Genomic DNA, 16,113 nt, shown 5'->3' with positions numbered 1-16,113 from the left:
CGCAAAATTCTATTTTCGGATATACTCCTTAGGTATAGGATGTTTTTTCAGAAAATCAATAGCATCTTCGTTTTTTTTCTTAAAAAATGAAGATGTATTATAAATAATTTGGCGATCTTGAGCCGTCATATCATGATTATTTTTATCTTTTTTATTCGTATTTGTGCTCATGTTTTAAACCTCCTGATACAAAGTTCGTTATTATTTTTTAAATATAAAAAACGCATCATAATTTTTACCTCTCTCAAAGGATTCCCACTTGTCTTTATAATAGGCTCACTTCAAATATTTCTTGAATATCTTCCCAGAATTCCGCTATTCCCATTTGATACAATCTCGTTCTGGATGCCGTACTACCTTTTGCCATTACGATGACTTGAGGATGTTTATGAATAAAGTCTTAGACAGCTCTACCTACAGTAGTAAGGACCTTTTTTGTATCTAAATTATTTGATGTTGTTAGATCACTTATCTCTTTTGTACTAGGATCAAAATCTCCAAATCCAAGATTATATACGTTTTCCTCAATATTGATCTGTTGAAACTGAATTACTTTTCTTATGTTACCTTTTGGGCCTATACTGAAAAATTCGTAATAGTGTATGTCAGGCGTTTTTTCAAAACTATAATACTCCTCATGCATAAAAAATTGGTTATTTATCCAAATAGGTTTGATAATCCTGTTACTCCGGACTGGTACAAAAATACACAATTTCTCGGAAAGCTAAAAACACGCAACTTTATTCATCATAAAAGTTTCCGCTTTGCGTCCTCAAATTCGGCTTGTGTAAGTATTCTTTTTTCCACCAATCCATGTAATCGCTCTATTTCAGTAGCAGCATCCTTTTGGGGAATGGGGGAGTTGGGCACATAATTATGAACGATGGGCTGCGAAAAATATATACGGTTATATTTCAAATCAAAACTCTCTTTATTCATGGAGAGAAAAACGATAAAGTCAATCAAAGCGATAAATGCGGGTATAAGCGTCCAGCAGAAAAGGAGATAAAGGAAGCATAATCCGGTCTGCCCTAGGTAAAATCTATGTGCACCAAATCCTCCAAGGAAATGAAAATGTATTATCTTTTCGATTTAGGGAAACTAAATGTGTAATAATCTTGAAGTTAATAGCTGTAAGCCTATCAATTCAGCATACCAATTCCAACATTCCAATAGCTACCAATGTTGTCATCGGCGCCACTGTCTTTATCGAAATAGGCGCGAGCAATGTCAATTTCTTTGGCGGTCGCTCTACCAGCTATGAGAAGAAGATGCAGGAAATGTACAATCGTTTCATAGAAACGCTCAAGCAACATGTCCACGCAATTCGTTCTGATGCTATTATCGCGCTATGAGAGGCTTCATCCATCCAATGGCATATAAAAAATTTGAACCCTAAATATCTTTACCATATACAATATTACTAATATTATTAGTAATATTGTAAAATGAAACCACTAGAGATCTTTTGCCGAAATCGGGTAATGCACGCTCAAATTACCGTGCATGATAAAAGCATGGGCATGAAAGATTATCATCTTTACAACAAAAATGGCCTTGCTTTTTATGTTTTCAGGAAATTTCAGGGCGTGTGGCAATTGGCATACGGTGTACTTGCCGATGACATCAAGGAAGCGTGCATTGATGCGCTTATACTTCGCTTTGATACGGATGTGCCTGAGTTGATTTATCATCATGGAAAACGGCAGGTAGTGGAAGTTCGGGCCAAGGAATACAGCCTTTGGCATATTTATCTCAATAATGCTTATGTAGGAAGTATTCAATATTATAGCTTTACTAAGCAGTTCAATTACCACCTTGATGACAATTGCTTATTGACCGATGATCACGTGCAAAAGTATATAGCCATGATCAGATGCGGGGAATTAAAATGGATAAAGGACGATATTCGATGAAAAAGGATATAAAAAGAATAAAAAAACCTTGAGTCTGGGAGGGGCGAATCCTGTTTGGTTTTAAAAAAAATTATTCCTTGGTGTTGAGAATGAAGAATTAGCTGTCTATTAAGTTTTCTGTTACCCGATTTTTAACGATAGATGATTTAAGCATTAAAAAATATTTTACGTTGACGGATCAGGTTTGGATGATGTGGAGTACTCGTGAGACTGGCAATAATATTATGCTCAATTGCAGAACAAAAACAGCTCTTGGTCATATCAAACACAGCAGAGACTGCTCTCATGAGGTTCAAGCGTTCATCATTAAAAGCAACAAAGGGCTTATTTCCGAAATAGATAAACAAATTGCCCAATGCCTGGCGGAGATTAAACGACTTGTAGATCTTGATGAAAATTGTGGATCAAGACAATTTATACAGGGTTCGGGACTATTTAATGCATAATAAAATTCATTTGCATGAACGATTACAAGAAATCAATTTATTATTGATGAAGTACTTTGAAGACAATCCTATATGATAGGATTGTTATTTGTTAGATAAGATACTTTCCATTTTAATCTTTTAAGGCAGTACCTGTGCAAGGTCTCTAATAACGTTAATCTATTGTTTTAATAAATTTGCCTAAAGTATTGGAGGAAGGTATAATAATCTATGTGAAATGATCACTCGTTTACTAGCCATTATAGGGGGAAATTTATCTATTGCTTAAGCGCAGACAATTCACCCAATCTCCTTGCCAACCTTTCCCGTTCACCGCTGCCCGTGGTCGAAAAACGAAGTAGGGGCAGACCGTACTTTTCCAGTATGGCATCTTTCATCGCGTCGCGTTCCGATTGTTTTCCTTCGACGGCGTGATAAGCATAACCATCCACTTCGATCGCCAGAACCGGATTCTTGCCAAGTTTGTTGTAGATCAGAAAATCAAGGTGCGTCATGTGATGACCTGCATATTTTGCTTCTGCAGGCGTCATGAGTGAATAGTCGTCAATCAGGCTCCGCAATGGAAAATGGAGAAGCACATCGTATTTTGAAAACCTGTCATCAGATATTACGGAACGCACCAGAGTATACATTAAATTTTCACTATCAAATACCGATTTGATACGCTTCTGCGACAAGATCCTCTGTCGCTTTTCCTCATAGCCTTTGTATAGGTAATCAAAGATCGAATGCAGCTTACTCTGGATGATCGTGAAGTTATTGTATTCAATGTAACGAATCAGATCTGCAATATTGCTCTCATTTTCAGCATCGTTGCCATGTACCAATAGGATCAGCTGATCTTTAGCGCGGGAGATGGCCACATTTAGCCGGTTAGGATTATCTGTAAACTCGGAGATTTCATTGTCGACCGTTGAAAGAATAATCACATCATTTTCCCGACCCTGAAATTTATCAACCGTATCAGCTATAATCTCCGTACCCGCAAATGTACCCTGCAAGGCATTTGTCTGATTACGATAAGGTGTCACTATACCCAGGTCAACCGAAGCAAGCTGCTGCAGCGGAATGATCTCCTGTAGGATAACATCGATCTGCCGCTGATTCATCCGTGCCCGCGCATGGTTACCCGCCACTGTCCGGTAGACCAGTAGCGGTTCGCGCTCTGATGTTGGCTCAGAGAGGATAATGAGCTGTTCATTGTAGAATTTACGGTTACAGAATTCAATGATCTTTGGATGGCAACGGTAATGTTCTTTCAGCAGTGTTTTATGGACATCAGGGAATAACTGTGTGATGGATGCAAGTAAACTGTTTTTTGCATAATGATAAGGTTCAGACAGCTTGAATGCATGGAAGATTGCATCTGTCTTTTGGGCTATTGTCGCATCTACTACATTCGGCAGCTGCTTGAGGTCACCGACAATAACGGCACGTTTGGCGCATGATAAGGCCAATGCACCTGTCGCCAGATCCACCTGCGAAGACTCATCAATGATCACATAGTCATAGGTCGTATGCTCAGCCAGGCACCTGCGCAGCGAGTATGTAGTGCTCATGATGACAGGGTAGTCTTCGATGAAACTTGTGGACTTACCACGCAGATCAGCTTCCTGATATATCGGACGATCCTTATGCTGATACCTGTTGTAAAGTACATTTTTAAAAAGCCGCATCGCGATTCCCGTATACTCACGCATCTTTGCGTCAAAGGAGAAATTGTGTAAATCCTTTTCCAATGATCCGATACGAGATGCCAGTTCAGCAATCTTGGTTCGATAATAAGCCGATTGAGCAATCCTGATCATGTCCCAACGCGATAGGGTATAAAAGCCCTTATCTTTGATGCGGTACCTGAAACGATAGATTAGTTTCTTCCACCAGTTAAACTGTTTGCCAGTATGTTCCTGATCGGAGACGGAATTCCAGAGTGCCAGTAGCCGATCTGATGAAAGGTTTCTATTCAGTTTAAAGTCTGCTATTGATTTCACAGCATTCAGAAAATGCTGCTGTTCCGTTTTTATGTTTTCAACAAGGAGTTTCAGCGTGGCCAGCTCGTTCTTCTGTGCTAGTTTTTCGGTGAGCTGTAACAGGAGCTCACTATTCTGTTGTTTCAGTTGAGTGAACACTTTGTCATTTAACTGAAACTTGGATAGGTCAGGAATGTCCGATTGCGATTCTATAAATTCTCTTTTATTCTGGTTGCTTCCCAGCAAAGCAGCGATAAAGGAGAGCCCATTCTTATGCAATTTTTCATACACATTTTTCGTTGCCGAGTTATTGCTTGACACTACAGCTACACTTTGACCACGCATGATAGCGTTGGCGATTATATTTAGGATCGTCTGTGTTTTACCTGTGCCCGGAGGGCCCTCAATAATACTCAGTGGGTTGGCAAAGGCATTATTTACAGCCTCTTTCTGACTGAGGTTGAAACCGAAGGGGAATATTTCAATAGGAGAAGAAGGGAAACAATCCGCTGGCTGCGTTTCATTCAGATAATAGGATAGGATGGCATATTCAGGGATAAATGATATTCTGTCGTAACTATCCGATAGAATGTTTTTTCCTTCATCGGATTTAAGTCCAACGGCATCTGCAATCGCTTTTAGATACTTGAAAGTTGTCTGGGCTTTTTTGCTCTGCAAAGCAGATTTGATGATCTGAACTTTATCTTTATTGTACGTATATTTTTTATTGCTGCTTTTAAATGCCACAATACATTTCTCGCCTACGAAAGAATAGGACTGGATATCACTGGTCTTGTCCTTTCCATCAATATAGATGGCTTCTTTCTGTGAGAATATATTTGAATTGTGCATTCGTTAGTAATTTATATTGAAGTCTAATTTATAAATTTACCCTGAACTGCCGCAATCATTTTTGGCGGATATTTTCGGCACAATAACTCCCATTCGCTCAAAATTATACAAAAGTCCATTATGCTATAATATATCTGATTTTAAGAATGTCAAAATCAATATTTTAAAATAGAAGGATCTATGAATATAAATGGGTAGGTAGCGACTAGTCCTAGTTGATCATAAATTTTAAGATCCCCTGTTTTTGTAATCAATAATTTTTGATCAGGAATATTAATGTCAATATAGGCATCGCCATTATATGCAATTTCGGTATATGGTACTATAGACTCGCTATTTAATTCTAAACACTCATTGTCTATGTCACAGGGACCAAAATAAAGTTTATTATCCTTCAAAACCACTTTTTGGCCTATTCGTAATTTATAATTTTTTGAGCTATGAGAATCTAGCCAAACGCCCACAATTTTCATTATCTAAATCACTTTTGAGATTTTTTGTGATTTCATTATCTGTATTAGGAATTACTTTTTTTTCAGCCACTCCATTAATACAACTTATTAGCGTTAAAATGTTTAAAACAATTAATGTTACTATAATAATCTTTGTCATACTTTTATAGATTGCCCAATCAATTACACATGCTTCTGTCAACATAAGTCTTGTTGCCATTGGAGTTAATATAATAACAGCCTCCACGAGGGCCACGGATGTAATTTCTCGAAGAAGAACTACTTTTAGATGTATTTGTTTTGCGCGGCGAAGGGGAGGAGCTTGTACTTTTAAATTGATTGATATTTGATGATGTAGATTTGTCTTTTACATATTCCCAGGTTCCGTCGCTTTTTAATAATACCGTCTTTCCATCCGTCGTTGTAGCATATTTGTTTTGCGCACTTAGAGACAACGTAAGGATTGATAATATAGCGAATAGTATTTTTTTCATCATGTTGGTATATTAAACTGAGCTAAATGCTTCAATAGGTTTATACTGAGGACTTATAAGATTAAAATAGTAAATAGCAATTAGCTAAAACAATATCAATCCTACGAGTTCCTAAAGCATTGAATTTAATTTATCGTTGTCCCACTCAAAGAAGAAATCGCTACCATTAATTTCAACTTTCATCAAAAATGAATTAATGTCTAATCTAAACGGAATATTACAATAACCACTATACTCAGTGTTTGGGAATATTGTGTTCATCTTTATATAGCCATTTTGAATAGACGTAAGCCGATCAACCTGTTTTGCTTTCAAACTTTCTAAATTTTGGCGGGCGTATTGAGCGGCTATATAAGCGTTGCCACCATTAAATACTGTCGAATTTGATTTTGTATTTATGGAACCTGTCATGGACGTAGAACTAGTTCCAGCGTACATATTATTTCCGAAAAATCCATAATTAAGAGAGCGACCATTTGCAGTTACATATGTGTTCGAGTTTGAAGATATAAAAGAATAACCAGCTGCAACAGCTGCGAGCCCCTCAGATAGCCCATTCCAAAACATCTCACTCTTTTGGATTTTCTTGACCATTGAAAGGTATTTTTTATAGTCAAAAATTGGAGCAGTAAAGAATTTGGATTTCACTTCATATTGAGCATATATTTTGGATGGATCTAACAATATATCTTTCTTGTTGTAATTTTGTACAAAAATCTGTGGCTGAAAAAATTTCCCATAGTTTTCTTCAATGGCCAATTTAATCGCGATAATCATTCCTTTGTATGCATACCGTAGTACGGGGGAGCCTTCATTGTAGAAGATGTAAAATTCTCTCGAAGGTGTTTTACCAATGAATGCATCAACATCTAAAAACGCTGTTGATTGTGAACTATCGATCTTTAAATGAGGAAGGTTGAATTTCTTAATCGTTGCGCTTTGGACAGCAAAGGCATCGTTAACATTATCTATTTTTTCAAATTCAAGTGAAAAATTTAATTTTTCACCAGAATCGTTGAATAAATGTTTCTTTTCATCCAACGGGAGATTGTAGCTATTCAATAATTTTTTTGCCTTTCCGTTGGAAATAAGTTGTATATCCTCAGATCCATTTAATTCCAGAGATGTAATGCTTGTGTATGAAAAATGAATGACAGTACTATAATCGTATTGATCAATTTGTTCGATGATCAATTCGGGATAATTGCTATTATCGTAGTCTATCTTATTATATTGTGCTTTCGTAGAAAAATAGCTTGATAAGCTAATCCCTAACAATAGCATGCTTCTTAAACATACTTTTCCGAAATTCATTTTTTTCTAAGGTTAATATTAAAAACAAAGGTAGCGAAAAATCCTCTTTGCTTCTTCAAATAATAAATCAGCACATATCATTTTCGTTAAGTCGCGATAAGTTTTTAAATTTGCTATATGCAATCCGATCTCACATACGACAAAGCGAACTTGCGAGAATTGGCTTCTTTGGTGTCTCATGCGTCATTCAAGAAGCTTTCAAGCAGTACCAATCAGTCTTCTTATATCAGGAAGATGAAAAAGTATGTAGGTTGAAATGAAATGGTTGGAAATAAACCCAACCAATTAGGCGATTTAATCGCACATTCTTATCAGATCCTTGAACAAAATTATAGGCACGAATATATCTACAAGAATAAGTTGCTCAATGAGTATGTCTTGAAAAACTATTCCTTAGATGACACCATTCTACTCAATGAGTTTCGTGTTGGTCAGTCCATTGCAGATACGGTGCTTGTCAACGGCACAAATAAGGTTTTTGAAATAAAGACCGAGCTGGATTCCCCCGAACGCTTAGAAAGTCAGTTGAACGATTATTACCGAGCTTTTACCGAGGTTTATCTATTTACGCACGTTTCCTTGCTAAACAAATATCTTCGGGTACTTCCTTCTTACGTAGGCGTATTGATCTATACAGAAGAGGGAGAGGTTTCTGAATATCGTGCTGCTGTCAAATACACAGCTTGTCTTGATGCAAGCTACATGATGTCGTCCTTGCGAAAACCTGAATATAGCCGGCTTATAAAAGAACTGGTAGGTTTTCTACCTGACGTAACACCAGTATTTTATTATCGAGCATGTCTGGAAATATTAACGGAGCTGCCAGTAGAAGAAGTCCAAGCAATGTATTGCCATATCTTAAAAAGTCGTATTGATCCACAAACCAATTTATACTTGACTCTTGGCGATGTACCTTCATTCGTTAACTTCTCTTTTTATCAGGCGAAATACAATAAAAAGTCGTATCTTACTATGATTAATAATCTAAGTAAGAACCTATTATTATAAAGCGCTTATATATTTCCCGTATCTCCGAGGTAAGCAATTTGAGTTAATTGCATTACGTGAACCTGTAGGGCTTCCATTAAACCCAGAGAAGATCATTCCTATTATTGAACCTGTAAAGAAGAATACCTCATCGCTAAGGACAGCACTTAAAGCTTTAAGCGGGGCTAATATCCGTGTACAGTTGGTGGTAAATACTGAGCATGGAGAATTAAAAGGTGACAGTGAATCCATTTTTACTTAACACGGGTTTCTTTGCACGAGTCCATTAGTATCGGACGTTTTACATTAAAGGCTCCATTGCAGGTCATTTCCTTAAAAAATATTGAAGATTACGGACCATTTGAAATTCAGGATCGTGGATTTGATATTGAGGAGTTTATGTTGGTCCGATCTTATTTGTTAAAACTCGAAGAAGAGTTGTCAAAACCCGTTCGGAAGCAAGATGTAAACCTTGATTACTTGCCTACCCAATATCTTTGTGAGTATATTAAGTCATTAGGGTTTCATGCGGTAGAATATAGAAGCGCAATGAAGGCCGGAGGCTGTAACTTGGCAGTTTTTAATGATACTGACTTAGTTTGTACGGAAGTGAAACATTATCATGTGAAAGGCTTGAAATATAATTGGTAACATGCTTATGTTCAATTTTTTAAACTAGATTTTTATGTGTACGGTTTCCCGTAAATAGTCCTTCTTTCAAACCAATACTTTAGACTTACAGTTTGTAATCATAGCTATAATATCCCATCCATGTTAAATTGAATAAAAATGGTAAAGATGAAAAAAACAGCAATTTTATTTATGATGGTTTTAATCACAGGATGTGTTTTCTCCCAATCTAAGAATAATAGAAATGAATCAGGTAGACACCTAAAGCCAGCTGGGTTAAATAAATTTTATGGTACCTGGAAGTATGAGGGGCAGGATGAAGTGTTTACTATAGTTTTAGTAAAAGAAGAGTATTTTAATAAAATTAATGGTGATAAGTTAGATTTCGCAGTTGGTTACCATTCTTATAAAAAGGACGGTGCGTTGATCGATGGTTATGACGTTGGTGGTAAGAATACCATAACTACCGGATCTTTTGATAAAAAAATAGATAATGAAAATGTATTATCTTTTCGATTTAGGGAGACTAAAAATCGTGTTAATGCCCGAGGAACATTAACTTATGTCAAAGGAAATCCTGATAAACTAGTTTTAAAACTTATATTAGCGGAAGGTGGGGGAATGATAAGTATAGATGGTAAAGGTGGTCAATATAAACTTCACGTTCCGAATAATATTGAGTTGAAAAGAGTTAAATAGAAAAAATTGGTTTATAATGCATTCGATTGATATTTAGACAAGTACAAGTTAGTGCTAATTTAATTGCTTATCTATGTAATTTATAGAGAAGCAATTTTTTAATCTAAAGTAAGCTTAAAGAAACCGTTTAAAGTGGTTGGCCAACTTTGATATTTGCCTTAGCCCTAGGATTTGTAAAAATCTTGAAAGTTAATAGCAGTAAACGTATTAATTCGGCATACCACGACCAATTTCAGCCTTCCAGTTGCACCATTTTGCTCCCTGCTCCGAGAAAACCAATAATGAAACTTCGCCTCTTTGATCCCCCTTGAACCACAGTACTGCTTCTTCCTCATAGCGCTCTGCTGCCAATCTGCCATCATCGACAGGATCTGATCTCTTTTTCCCTTTGAACCCATTAAACAAAACTCGGAATTATAAAACGTTCATAAAATATGCACTTGGTTGGGCGGATACTTATATACTTGGGAAAATTGAGTATAATATATTGAAAGGATCAAAATATAAGACTTATTATTCCCTCAAATATGCTGGCGATCTGTTGTTTTTAAAAAGAAATTTCCGATGATAGACAAATTTGTCCTAAGTAATAGATTCGCTAATAATATTGAAGTCCCTAAGAAGGAAAGAAATTTTGTTTTAGTCGTAGAACCATTGTCCACTTCGATCAAACCGTTTTCGCATACAGGACCAGTTTTTAGCGGTTTCCGACACTCATTTTTACTAAAATTTGTCAAACGTTTAAATACGCTGTATAAGGAAATAATAGTTCCTTCAGGAGATTCAATTTAATTATTCAGGCTATAGTCAATAAAGACGGTACTCTTGGAAAAAAAATGCTTTTGCATGGAAATGAAGATGATCAATTGTAGCGATACCTATGTGAAAATTATGAAGCATATTAAGCCGAGGATAGTGTTGACCATTAACGTCGCTTGTTTCTTCCATACCAATCCTGGGGCAATCCTTTCACGAGTGTTATTGAGATTTTTGTACGCTTAAATCCTGATAAAAACATTTACTTTTGATGGTAGTGGTAGAGAAAGGGAGTTGCGTATTAAAGATTATATAGAAGATCCAAATGATCCGTTACAAGTATTTTAATGTTATTACAGGGTATTATGAAGTATAATAAGCAATTTTTGAGTAAACAGAGTCAATAAACTTAAAATTTAAATTAATATGAGAAGAGAACTTAAAATAGCTTTTGACGAGCTCGAAAAAGAATTACTGGTGATACCTCCGGATGATTTATTCCGTTTTATAGGCGGTTTTATTACCGGATCTAATTTAATTGGAAGTTCTGGACTTTCAACCCATGCGTCGCTTGATGAAGTGGTAGACTACTTGAAGGATAAAGGAATGAAATTTTTAGTAGACATTGCATGTACATTGGACAAAGTGAAAAAGCACCTGTCCTTTTAGAAGTCGAACAAAAGAGCTTATTATAGACATAAAAAAAAATCACAATATGCGCACACTAGCCATTGCACTATTTTCAGTGGTATTTATTTTCTCTTTTAACTCTTGCACTTCCATATCGCCCAGATATTTAGCACAGAATGCTGCGGCACATAGCGTTTCGAAGGTAGGCTTAAAAGAGACATACATTTTTGATAATTATCCCCAGAAGATAATTGGCCATAATCATAGCAGTCAGCAGAAGAGTGCAGCCTATAATGAATACTGTCTATCGAACTATATTGAACCAAATTATTATAAAACGGATAGTCTGCACTATCTTTACAGAACTTCATTGGAGCTCACCCAAAGAAATAAAATCCATTTCAAACTAATTGATACTTTATGAATGTCGTGCGTGAAAGAACGAGGAAAGTTAAGCCCGAACCGCAAGACTTTGTTTCTTCCAGAAATACCGATCTTGAAATCTATGTATTAGTCAATAGGTTCTTCACCAAAACTATTTGCTTTGCATTAGATAAACATGGTGATTTAGTAGTGCCCAGTGAGTCGACAGCAGCCGGCTTTCTTATTCTCTTTCCGCTCGCCGGCACCCTTAACCATGATGCATATACTTATCGTCGTATGGATACAATTGCCAATTAAGGCTTATGGTCGAGCATATCCTATTTAGAAGAAGGACGGTGATCATCGTTTGCTAGAGCTTCCTAGGCTTGGAATTGGTGAGGGGGTAAGTGATGGTGTAAATGAGGGAGTAAATGATGACGTTATACCTAGCGGAAGTGAGGGTGTAAACGATTTGCTAAAAATACCTGTTACCCCAATACATACCCGCCATCCCTTGGTTGTTATATGTTTGTTATAAAGTACTTAACAATGTATACTTGAAAATAACCACCCATTAATTGAGTTATCTCTATAACCTTTGGTTCACGATAGAGCGCAAAATTATCGAATATCATCTTTTATCCACTTTAATTCCCCACGTTGGATCATAGCGATGTACTTTTGCGCGTGATCATTGGTGAGCATGCTATTGTCTTCAATGTGGTAATTGAATTGCTTCGTAAAGGTGAAATACTGAATACTTCCTACATAGGCATTATTGAGATAAATGTGCAAAAAGCCCTCTTTTTTTGCGCGTACCTCTACTATCTCGATTTTACCTTTATGATAGAATAGCTCGGGCACGTCATCATCAAAACGAAGTATAAGCGCATCAATGCTTGCTCCTTGATGTCGTCCGCTAGTTGTCCATATGCAAGCTCCCAAACACCTTAAGATTTCCTGAAAACATACAAGGTAAGGCCATTTTTGCTGTAAAGATGATAGCCTTTCATGCCCATTCTCTTATCGTGTACAGTCATTTTAGTATATTTGGCGGCGTCATCTTCGGTTTTCACAGAAAAGGAGATAAGCTTCCATCGTGCAGCAACGATGCTGTCCTGACTCACGTTGACGGATCATAAGGTATATTGGGTAAAAGCCTAGATTTTGGTCTAGGCTTTTACTACAAATTAATTAACCTGTGTTGGTTTTGGATTTATTACTACTATTGGAAATTCGATAGTTGCATATCCACATCCCGGAATGTTCGCGGTTACCTGAATTGTGGTATTTCTTTCTGTTTCTCCTGGTGCAAAAGCATAATTACTGAGTACAGTATATTTAACTTTCGTTGGCGATATTATCTGCACATTCATACCGCTAGTACCAGTGAATGTTAGATTTTGATAATTCGAAATATTATCGTTTAAAGTCAAATTGTATTCGTAACTTTTTCCAGGGAAAACAGTCGTAGAACCTGAAATACCTCCGTTAATCCTTGCTCCGATCATTATTTCTCTTTCAAAAATTTTACCGTTTTTTATTGATCTCAAACTAACAACGCCATTCGCTGTACCTATCCTAGTTACTTTCCACTGATTATTTCCTAATGCTGTTAACGTTGCAATCCCTGACGCATTTTCTAAACTAACAGTATAAGGATTAGAAATTGTATAAATACCCTCATCGCAAATAGAAGCTGGTCCAGTGAATGTTGATCCTGGAATTTGATTAGGATTTAATTTTACAGGGGTATACATTTTATTTACCCAATCAGTCCATCCATTGATATTATATGGACTTGGATATCCCTCTTTGTAAAATCTCCATTGTGCCAAAATACCTGTACTTGGATTCGCCAGGGTGACTGCACCTGCTGGAATGACTATTTCTTTTTCAATGACTTTAGAAGCCGCATACTGTGGCCCATACCAGTCAGAATTTGAAATGTTTATAACACTAATCTGTGTATTTGGACCGGAAGAGTTTAAAAGGTACAAACCAATTTCAGCTTTGATTGGTAAGTCTGGCCAAAGATTCGTTGTAGCTGATAGTGCCCTTGATACAGTAAAAGTTGCGTAAATCGTTGTAGGTTGGTTATAATTTAGTAGAATTTCCCCATTTTCTTTTGGTGCAAATGGATACATCACAGTTTCTAAATTGATAAGTTGGGCACTAGCGAATTTACTTAGAATTAGTAGAGCAATGACACTTAAAATTTTAACTAATTTCATAACTTTTCTGCTCTAGCCGTTCTCAAATCTTGCGCAAATACTTTCAAATCAATTTTTAATTCAAGATAATCTATATTCAGGGTAAATGTCGCAGCACTGTAGTAAATACTGTCTTTTGGTACATTCAGTATTTTTGATGTTGCCCTATAAACGAATTCTTTTTCGAACTCTTCTCCGTCAATTAGGATGATATCATCTTTAGGTTTGGTCGATTCTTCCTTCTTACACGCGCCAAGGCCTAGCCCTAGCAGCGCAACAAATACTAAATATCTTTTCACGTGGTAATATAATTTAGCCATTAAGATAAATAAATTTGAGATGGAAAGTGTCATTAATAGAGAATTACTACCCAAAAGTGTAGAGTGAGGAATAGTAAAAACAGTGGATATACATCTTTCGCACTCGCGCCATTGTACCCTGTATAACCTTTGGCGATAAAACTATCCATTTTGATCCTTTGATAGGTGCGGCCTATTAATTAAATCTTCGTGATGCTTGTTGGAGAAAAATTAACTTAAAACTATATCTGCTAAAAATTAATTCAGGTAAGATTTCCCGTAACCCAACATTCTTTCAGACTAATAACTTGATCCCAAAATTCATAATAATCTTGAAAGTTAATATATGAAAACATCTTAATTCAGAATAAATAATGTATATTGGTGTGATTTAAATTAATGATGAAAAGAATTACTTTATTATTTACTACAAACGTCTGGAGCAGGGAACTTTTGGTGCATCTGAACTTAAGAAAGGTGAGCTGTCCTGGAGCGATCTGGTATTGATGGTCGAGGGTATACATGTTGTAAAGAGTATACAGAAAAAACGTTATTTGTTACCTCAAAAACAGCTTTTTTAATGGTATTAAGGCAATAAATGCGTATCTTTATGGCATGGAAAAAGCGCTGGAAAACCTCTCGAAAGAAGACCTTATCAAGGTTGTTTCCAGCCGTGATGAAGAGATAGATTATCTAAAGTCACAACTTGCCATGTACAATCGTATGCAGTTCGGACAGAAGCGTGAACGCTTCGAAGGAGACCCAAACCAGACCATGCTACCCTTTGAAGCAGAGCCGGCCGAAGTTGTTCAGCAACAGGAGGAAATCAAGGAAAAGATCGAGTATGTCCGTAAACGTCCTCACCATAAAGGACGTGCGAAGTTACTTGAACATCTACCGGTAGAAGAGGTCGAGATTCACCCCGAAGGAGACATGTCTGAAATGGTATGTATTGGAAAAGAGATTACCGAAGAGCTGGAGTGCGAGCCTGCAAAGTTCTATATCAAACGTTACATCCGTTATAAATATGCGGCTAAAGACGGAGATGGTATATCCATCGCAGGGCTTCCCGAGCGTGTCATCGATAAAGGCATCCCCGGGGCAGGCCTGCTGGCGATGATCCTAACACATAAGTATATGGATCACCTCCCATTATACCGCCAAAAGCAGATCTTCGCAAGGGAAAACATACAGATCCCCTCATCAACGATCGAAGGTTGGACAAAACAGGCACTCGAAAAACTAGACCCCCTTTATGAGCAGCTTATCTTCCAGACCAAAACACAGGGATATTTACAGGTTGATGAGACACCGATAAAAGTACTGGACAGCGATAAAAAAGGAGCTGCCCATACCGGTTATTATTGGGTCTATCACGCTCCATTGGATGGTATCGTGCTATTTGAATATAGTCCCACCCGTGGTGGCGCTGCTGCCGTGCCCATGCTTGGAAACTTTAAAGGATATCTCCAGACGGATGGATATGGTGTTTATGAAAAGTATGCCAAAAAGAAAGAGGTGACACACCTGGCCTGCTGGGCACACGCGCGCCGTGAGTTCGAAAAAGCTTTGGAGAATGACAGACCCAGAGCAGAAAAAGCGCTGTTGATGATACAGCAGCTATATACTATCGAGCGAAAAGCAAAACAGGATAATCTTTCCCCAGAAAAGATAAAGGAACTACGGCTGGAAGGATCCTTACCTATAATCAATGATCTGGGCAAGTGGATCTTTGAAGAGATAAAGAATACGCTCCCTAAAAGCCAGATCGGAAAAGCAATGGCCTATGCATACGCTAGATGGGATGCGCTATCAGCATACCTCTATGATGGAAATCTACTTATTGATAATAATCTTGTCGAGAATACTATTCGCCCTGTTGCCCTGGGACGAAAAAACTATCTCTTTGCAGGAAGCCATGAAGCAGCACAGCGGGCTGCAATGATCTACTCGTTCTTTGCTATCTGCAAAAAGCACGAGGTAAATCCGTTCCAGTGGTTAAAGCACACGCTGGAAAAAATCATGTCTATAAACCATAAAAACTTAAAGGAACTTTTTCCACAGAACTTCAAAAAATCAACTGACATGTAGT

Annotated in this window: 22 protein-coding genes; 10 read left to right on the top strand and 12 right to left on the bottom strand. The window is 37.1% G+C overall.

What is annotated here, in order from left to right; all coding sequences use genetic code 11:
- Positions 1–9 precede the first annotated feature (9 nt).
- From VXM68_RS18400 to VXM68_RS18390, 3 genes are all read right to left on the bottom strand, one after another.
- Positions 10–171 carry a hypothetical protein gene (locus VXM68_RS18400; RefSeq protein WP_367209625.1) on the bottom strand — a complete coding sequence of 54 codons (162 nt, stop codon included), beginning with the start codon at positions 169–171 and terminating at the stop codon, positions 10–12.
- A gap of 229 nt (positions 172–400) precedes the next feature.
- Positions 401–643, bottom strand: a complete 243-nt coding sequence (locus VXM68_RS18395; RefSeq protein WP_367209624.1) for a hypothetical protein — start codon at positions 641–643, stop codon at positions 401–403.
- Positions 644–747: 104 nt separating this feature from the next.
- Complete coding sequence (locus VXM68_RS18390) at positions 748–1,080, bottom strand: NINE protein (protein ID WP_367211311.1); 333 nt, start codon at positions 1,078–1,080, stop codon at positions 748–750.
- Positions 1,081–1,118: 38 nt separating this feature from the next.
- On the opposite strand from VXM68_RS18390, the gene VXM68_RS18385 reads away from it, so the two are divergent.
- The 3 genes from VXM68_RS18385 to VXM68_RS18375 all read left to right on the top strand — a co-directional run bounded on the left by VXM68_RS18385 (position 1,119) and on the right by VXM68_RS18375 (position 2,362).
- Entirely contained in the window at positions 1,119–1,355 is a 237-nt protein-coding gene (locus tag VXM68_RS18385; RefSeq protein ID WP_367209623.1) for a heavy metal-binding domain-containing protein, read from the top strand.
- 93 nt (positions 1,356–1,448) lie between these two features.
- Positions 1,449–1,916 (top strand): hypothetical protein, encoded by a 468-nt coding sequence (locus VXM68_RS18380; RefSeq protein ID WP_367209622.1) that lies wholly within the window; start codon positions 1,449–1,451, stop codon positions 1,914–1,916.
- 170 nt (positions 1,917–2,086) lie between these two features.
- Positions 2,087–2,362: a hypothetical protein gene (locus tag VXM68_RS18375; protein ID WP_367209621.1), complete on the top strand. Its 276-nt coding sequence runs from the start codon at positions 2,087–2,089 to the stop codon at positions 2,360–2,362.
- 257 nt (positions 2,363–2,619) lie between these two features.
- Here the strand turns inward: VXM68_RS18375 and VXM68_RS18370 are convergent, their stop codons facing one another.
- The 4 genes from VXM68_RS18370 to VXM68_RS18355 all read right to left on the bottom strand — a co-directional run bounded on the left by VXM68_RS18370 (position 2,620) and on the right by VXM68_RS18355 (position 7,444).
- Positions 2,620–5,184 carry an AAA domain-containing protein gene (locus VXM68_RS18370; protein ID WP_367209620.1) on the bottom strand — a complete coding sequence of 855 codons (2,565 nt, stop codon included), beginning with the start codon at positions 5,182–5,184 and terminating at the stop codon, positions 2,620–2,622.
- Between the two features lie 155 nt (positions 5,185–5,339).
- Positions 5,340–5,657, bottom strand: a complete 318-nt coding sequence (locus VXM68_RS18365; RefSeq protein WP_294347359.1) for a hypothetical protein — start codon at positions 5,655–5,657, stop codon at positions 5,340–5,342.
- 158 nt (positions 5,658–5,815) lie between these two features.
- The gene (locus tag VXM68_RS18360) at positions 5,816–6,133 is read right to left on the bottom strand and encodes a hypothetical protein (RefSeq protein ID WP_294347361.1); all 318 of its coding nucleotides are present in this window, start codon (positions 6,131–6,133) and stop codon (positions 5,816–5,818) included.
- 108 nt (positions 6,134–6,241) lie between these two features.
- Positions 6,242–7,444, bottom strand: coding sequence for a hypothetical protein (locus tag VXM68_RS18355; protein ID WP_367209619.1), 1,203 nt, complete (start codon positions 7,442–7,444; stop codon positions 6,242–6,244).
- 261 nt (positions 7,445–7,705) lie between these two features.
- On the opposite strand from VXM68_RS18355, the gene VXM68_RS18350 reads away from it, so the two are divergent.
- The 4 genes from VXM68_RS18350 to VXM68_RS18335 all read left to right on the top strand — a co-directional run bounded on the left by VXM68_RS18350 (position 7,706) and on the right by VXM68_RS18335 (position 9,760).
- A complete protein-coding gene (locus VXM68_RS18350) occupies positions 7,706–8,452 on the top strand; it encodes a sce7726 family protein (protein ID WP_367209618.1) in 747 nt (248 codons plus the stop codon).
- Positions 8,453–8,459: 7 nt separating this feature from the next.
- Positions 8,460–8,693, top strand: a complete 234-nt coding sequence (locus VXM68_RS18345; RefSeq protein WP_367211310.1) for a sce7725 family protein — start codon at positions 8,460–8,462, stop codon at positions 8,691–8,693.
- Between the two features lie 11 nt (positions 8,694–8,704).
- Positions 8,705–9,082 carry an RES family NAD+ phosphorylase gene (locus VXM68_RS18340; protein ID WP_367209617.1) on the top strand — a complete coding sequence of 126 codons (378 nt, stop codon included), beginning with the start codon at positions 8,705–8,707 and terminating at the stop codon, positions 9,080–9,082.
- A gap of 147 nt (positions 9,083–9,229) precedes the next feature.
- Positions 9,230–9,760, top strand: coding sequence for a DUF6705 family protein (locus VXM68_RS18335; RefSeq protein WP_367209616.1), 531 nt, complete (start codon positions 9,230–9,232; stop codon positions 9,758–9,760).
- A 207-nt stretch (positions 9,761–9,967) separates the two neighbouring features.
- Here VXM68_RS18335 and VXM68_RS18330 read toward each other — a convergent pair whose 3' ends face one another.
- Positions 9,968–10,165: a hypothetical protein gene (locus VXM68_RS18330; protein WP_367209615.1), complete on the bottom strand. Its 198-nt coding sequence runs from the start codon at positions 10,163–10,165 to the stop codon at positions 9,968–9,970.
- A gap of 777 nt (positions 10,166–10,942) precedes the next feature.
- Between VXM68_RS18330 and VXM68_RS18325 the strand changes: the two genes are divergently transcribed.
- Both VXM68_RS18325 and VXM68_RS18320 read left to right on the top strand, forming a co-directional pair.
- Positions 10,943–11,185, top strand: coding sequence for a hypothetical protein (locus VXM68_RS18325; protein ID WP_367209614.1), 243 nt, complete (start codon positions 10,943–10,945; stop codon positions 11,183–11,185).
- A 381-nt stretch (positions 11,186–11,566) separates the two neighbouring features.
- Positions 11,567–11,827, top strand: coding sequence for a hypothetical protein (locus VXM68_RS18320; RefSeq protein WP_293953828.1), 261 nt, complete (start codon positions 11,567–11,569; stop codon positions 11,825–11,827).
- A 303-nt stretch (positions 11,828–12,130) separates the two neighbouring features.
- On the opposite strand, the gene VXM68_RS18315 is transcribed toward VXM68_RS18320, so the two are convergent.
- From VXM68_RS18315 to VXM68_RS18300, 4 genes are all read right to left on the bottom strand, one after another.
- On the bottom strand, positions 12,131–12,454 hold the full coding sequence (locus tag VXM68_RS18315) for a hypothetical protein (RefSeq protein WP_367209613.1): 324 nt from the start codon (positions 12,452–12,454) through the stop codon (positions 12,131–12,133).
- Positions 12,455–12,459: 5 nt separating this feature from the next.
- Positions 12,460–12,636, bottom strand: a complete 177-nt coding sequence (locus VXM68_RS18310) for a hypothetical protein (protein WP_293953831.1) — start codon at positions 12,634–12,636, stop codon at positions 12,460–12,462.
- Between the two features lie 63 nt (positions 12,637–12,699).
- Complete coding sequence (locus tag VXM68_RS18305; protein ID WP_367209612.1) at positions 12,700–13,743, bottom strand: hypothetical protein; 1,044 nt, start codon at positions 13,741–13,743, stop codon at positions 12,700–12,702.
- Positions 13,740–14,021 (bottom strand): hypothetical protein, encoded by a 282-nt coding sequence (locus VXM68_RS18300; protein ID WP_293953834.1) that lies wholly within the window; start codon positions 14,019–14,021, stop codon positions 13,740–13,742. Before VXM68_RS18300 ends, VXM68_RS18305 begins: the two co-directional genes overlap by 4 nt.
- A 615-nt stretch (positions 14,022–14,636) precedes the next feature.
- Here VXM68_RS18300 and VXM68_RS18295 point away from each other — a divergent pair.
- Complete coding sequence (locus VXM68_RS18295) at positions 14,637–16,112, top strand: IS66 family transposase (protein WP_367209611.1); 1,476 nt, start codon at positions 14,637–14,639, stop codon at positions 16,110–16,112.
- Position 16,113 lies beyond the last annotated feature (1 nt).

Source organism: Sphingobacterium sp. R2 (assembly GCF_040760075.1).
GTDB lineage: Bacteria > Bacteroidota > Bacteroidia > Sphingobacteriales > Sphingobacteriaceae > Sphingobacterium.
This window is presented reverse-complemented; position numbering and strand designations above follow the sequence as displayed.

What these genes read in the sequence shown, in the direction of transcription:
- VXM68_RS18325 (WP_367209614.1), top strand. Translation starts at nt 10,943, where the DNA reads ATGAGAAGAGAACTTAAAATAGCTTTTGACGAGCTCGAAAAAGAATTA.
- VXM68_RS18320 (WP_293953828.1), top strand. Translation starts at nt 11,567, where the DNA reads ATGAATGTCGTGCGTGAAAGAACGAGGAAAGTTAAGCCCGAACCGCAA.
- VXM68_RS18305 (WP_367209612.1), bottom strand. Translation starts at nt 13,743, where the DNA reads ATGAAATTAGTTAAAATTTTAAGTGTCATTGCTCTACTAATTCTAAGT.
- VXM68_RS18360 (WP_294347361.1), bottom strand. Translation starts at nt 6,133, where the DNA reads ATGATGAAAAAAATACTATTCGCTATATTATCAATCCTTACGTTGTCT.
- VXM68_RS18395 (WP_367209624.1), bottom strand. Translation starts at nt 643, where the DNA reads ATGCATGAGGAGTATTATAGTTTTGAAAAAACGCCTGACATACACTAT.
- VXM68_RS18295 (WP_367209611.1), top strand. Translation starts at nt 14,637, where the DNA reads ATGGAAAAAGCGCTGGAAAACCTCTCGAAAGAAGACCTTATCAAGGTT.
- VXM68_RS18380 (WP_367209622.1), top strand. Translation starts at nt 1,449, where the DNA reads ATGAAACCACTAGAGATCTTTTGCCGAAATCGGGTAATGCACGCTCAA.
- VXM68_RS18335 (WP_367209616.1), top strand. Translation starts at nt 9,230, where the DNA reads ATGAAAAAAACAGCAATTTTATTTATGATGGTTTTAATCACAGGATGT.
- VXM68_RS18350 (WP_367209618.1), top strand. Translation starts at nt 7,706, where the DNA reads ATGGTTGGAAATAAACCCAACCAATTAGGCGATTTAATCGCACATTCT.
- VXM68_RS18355 (WP_367209619.1), bottom strand. Translation starts at nt 7,444, where the DNA reads ATGAATTTCGGAAAAGTATGTTTAAGAAGCATGCTATTGTTAGGGATT.
- VXM68_RS18370 (WP_367209620.1), bottom strand. Translation starts at nt 5,184, where the DNA reads ATGCACAATTCAAATATATTCTCACAGAAAGAAGCCATCTATATTGAT.
- VXM68_RS18365 (WP_294347359.1), bottom strand. Translation starts at nt 5,657, where the DNA reads ATGAAAATTGTGGGCGTTTGGCTAGATTCTCATAGCTCAAAAAATTAT.
- VXM68_RS18400 (WP_367209625.1), bottom strand. Translation starts at nt 171, where the DNA reads ATGAGCACAAATACGAATAAAAAAGATAAAAATAATCATGATATGACG.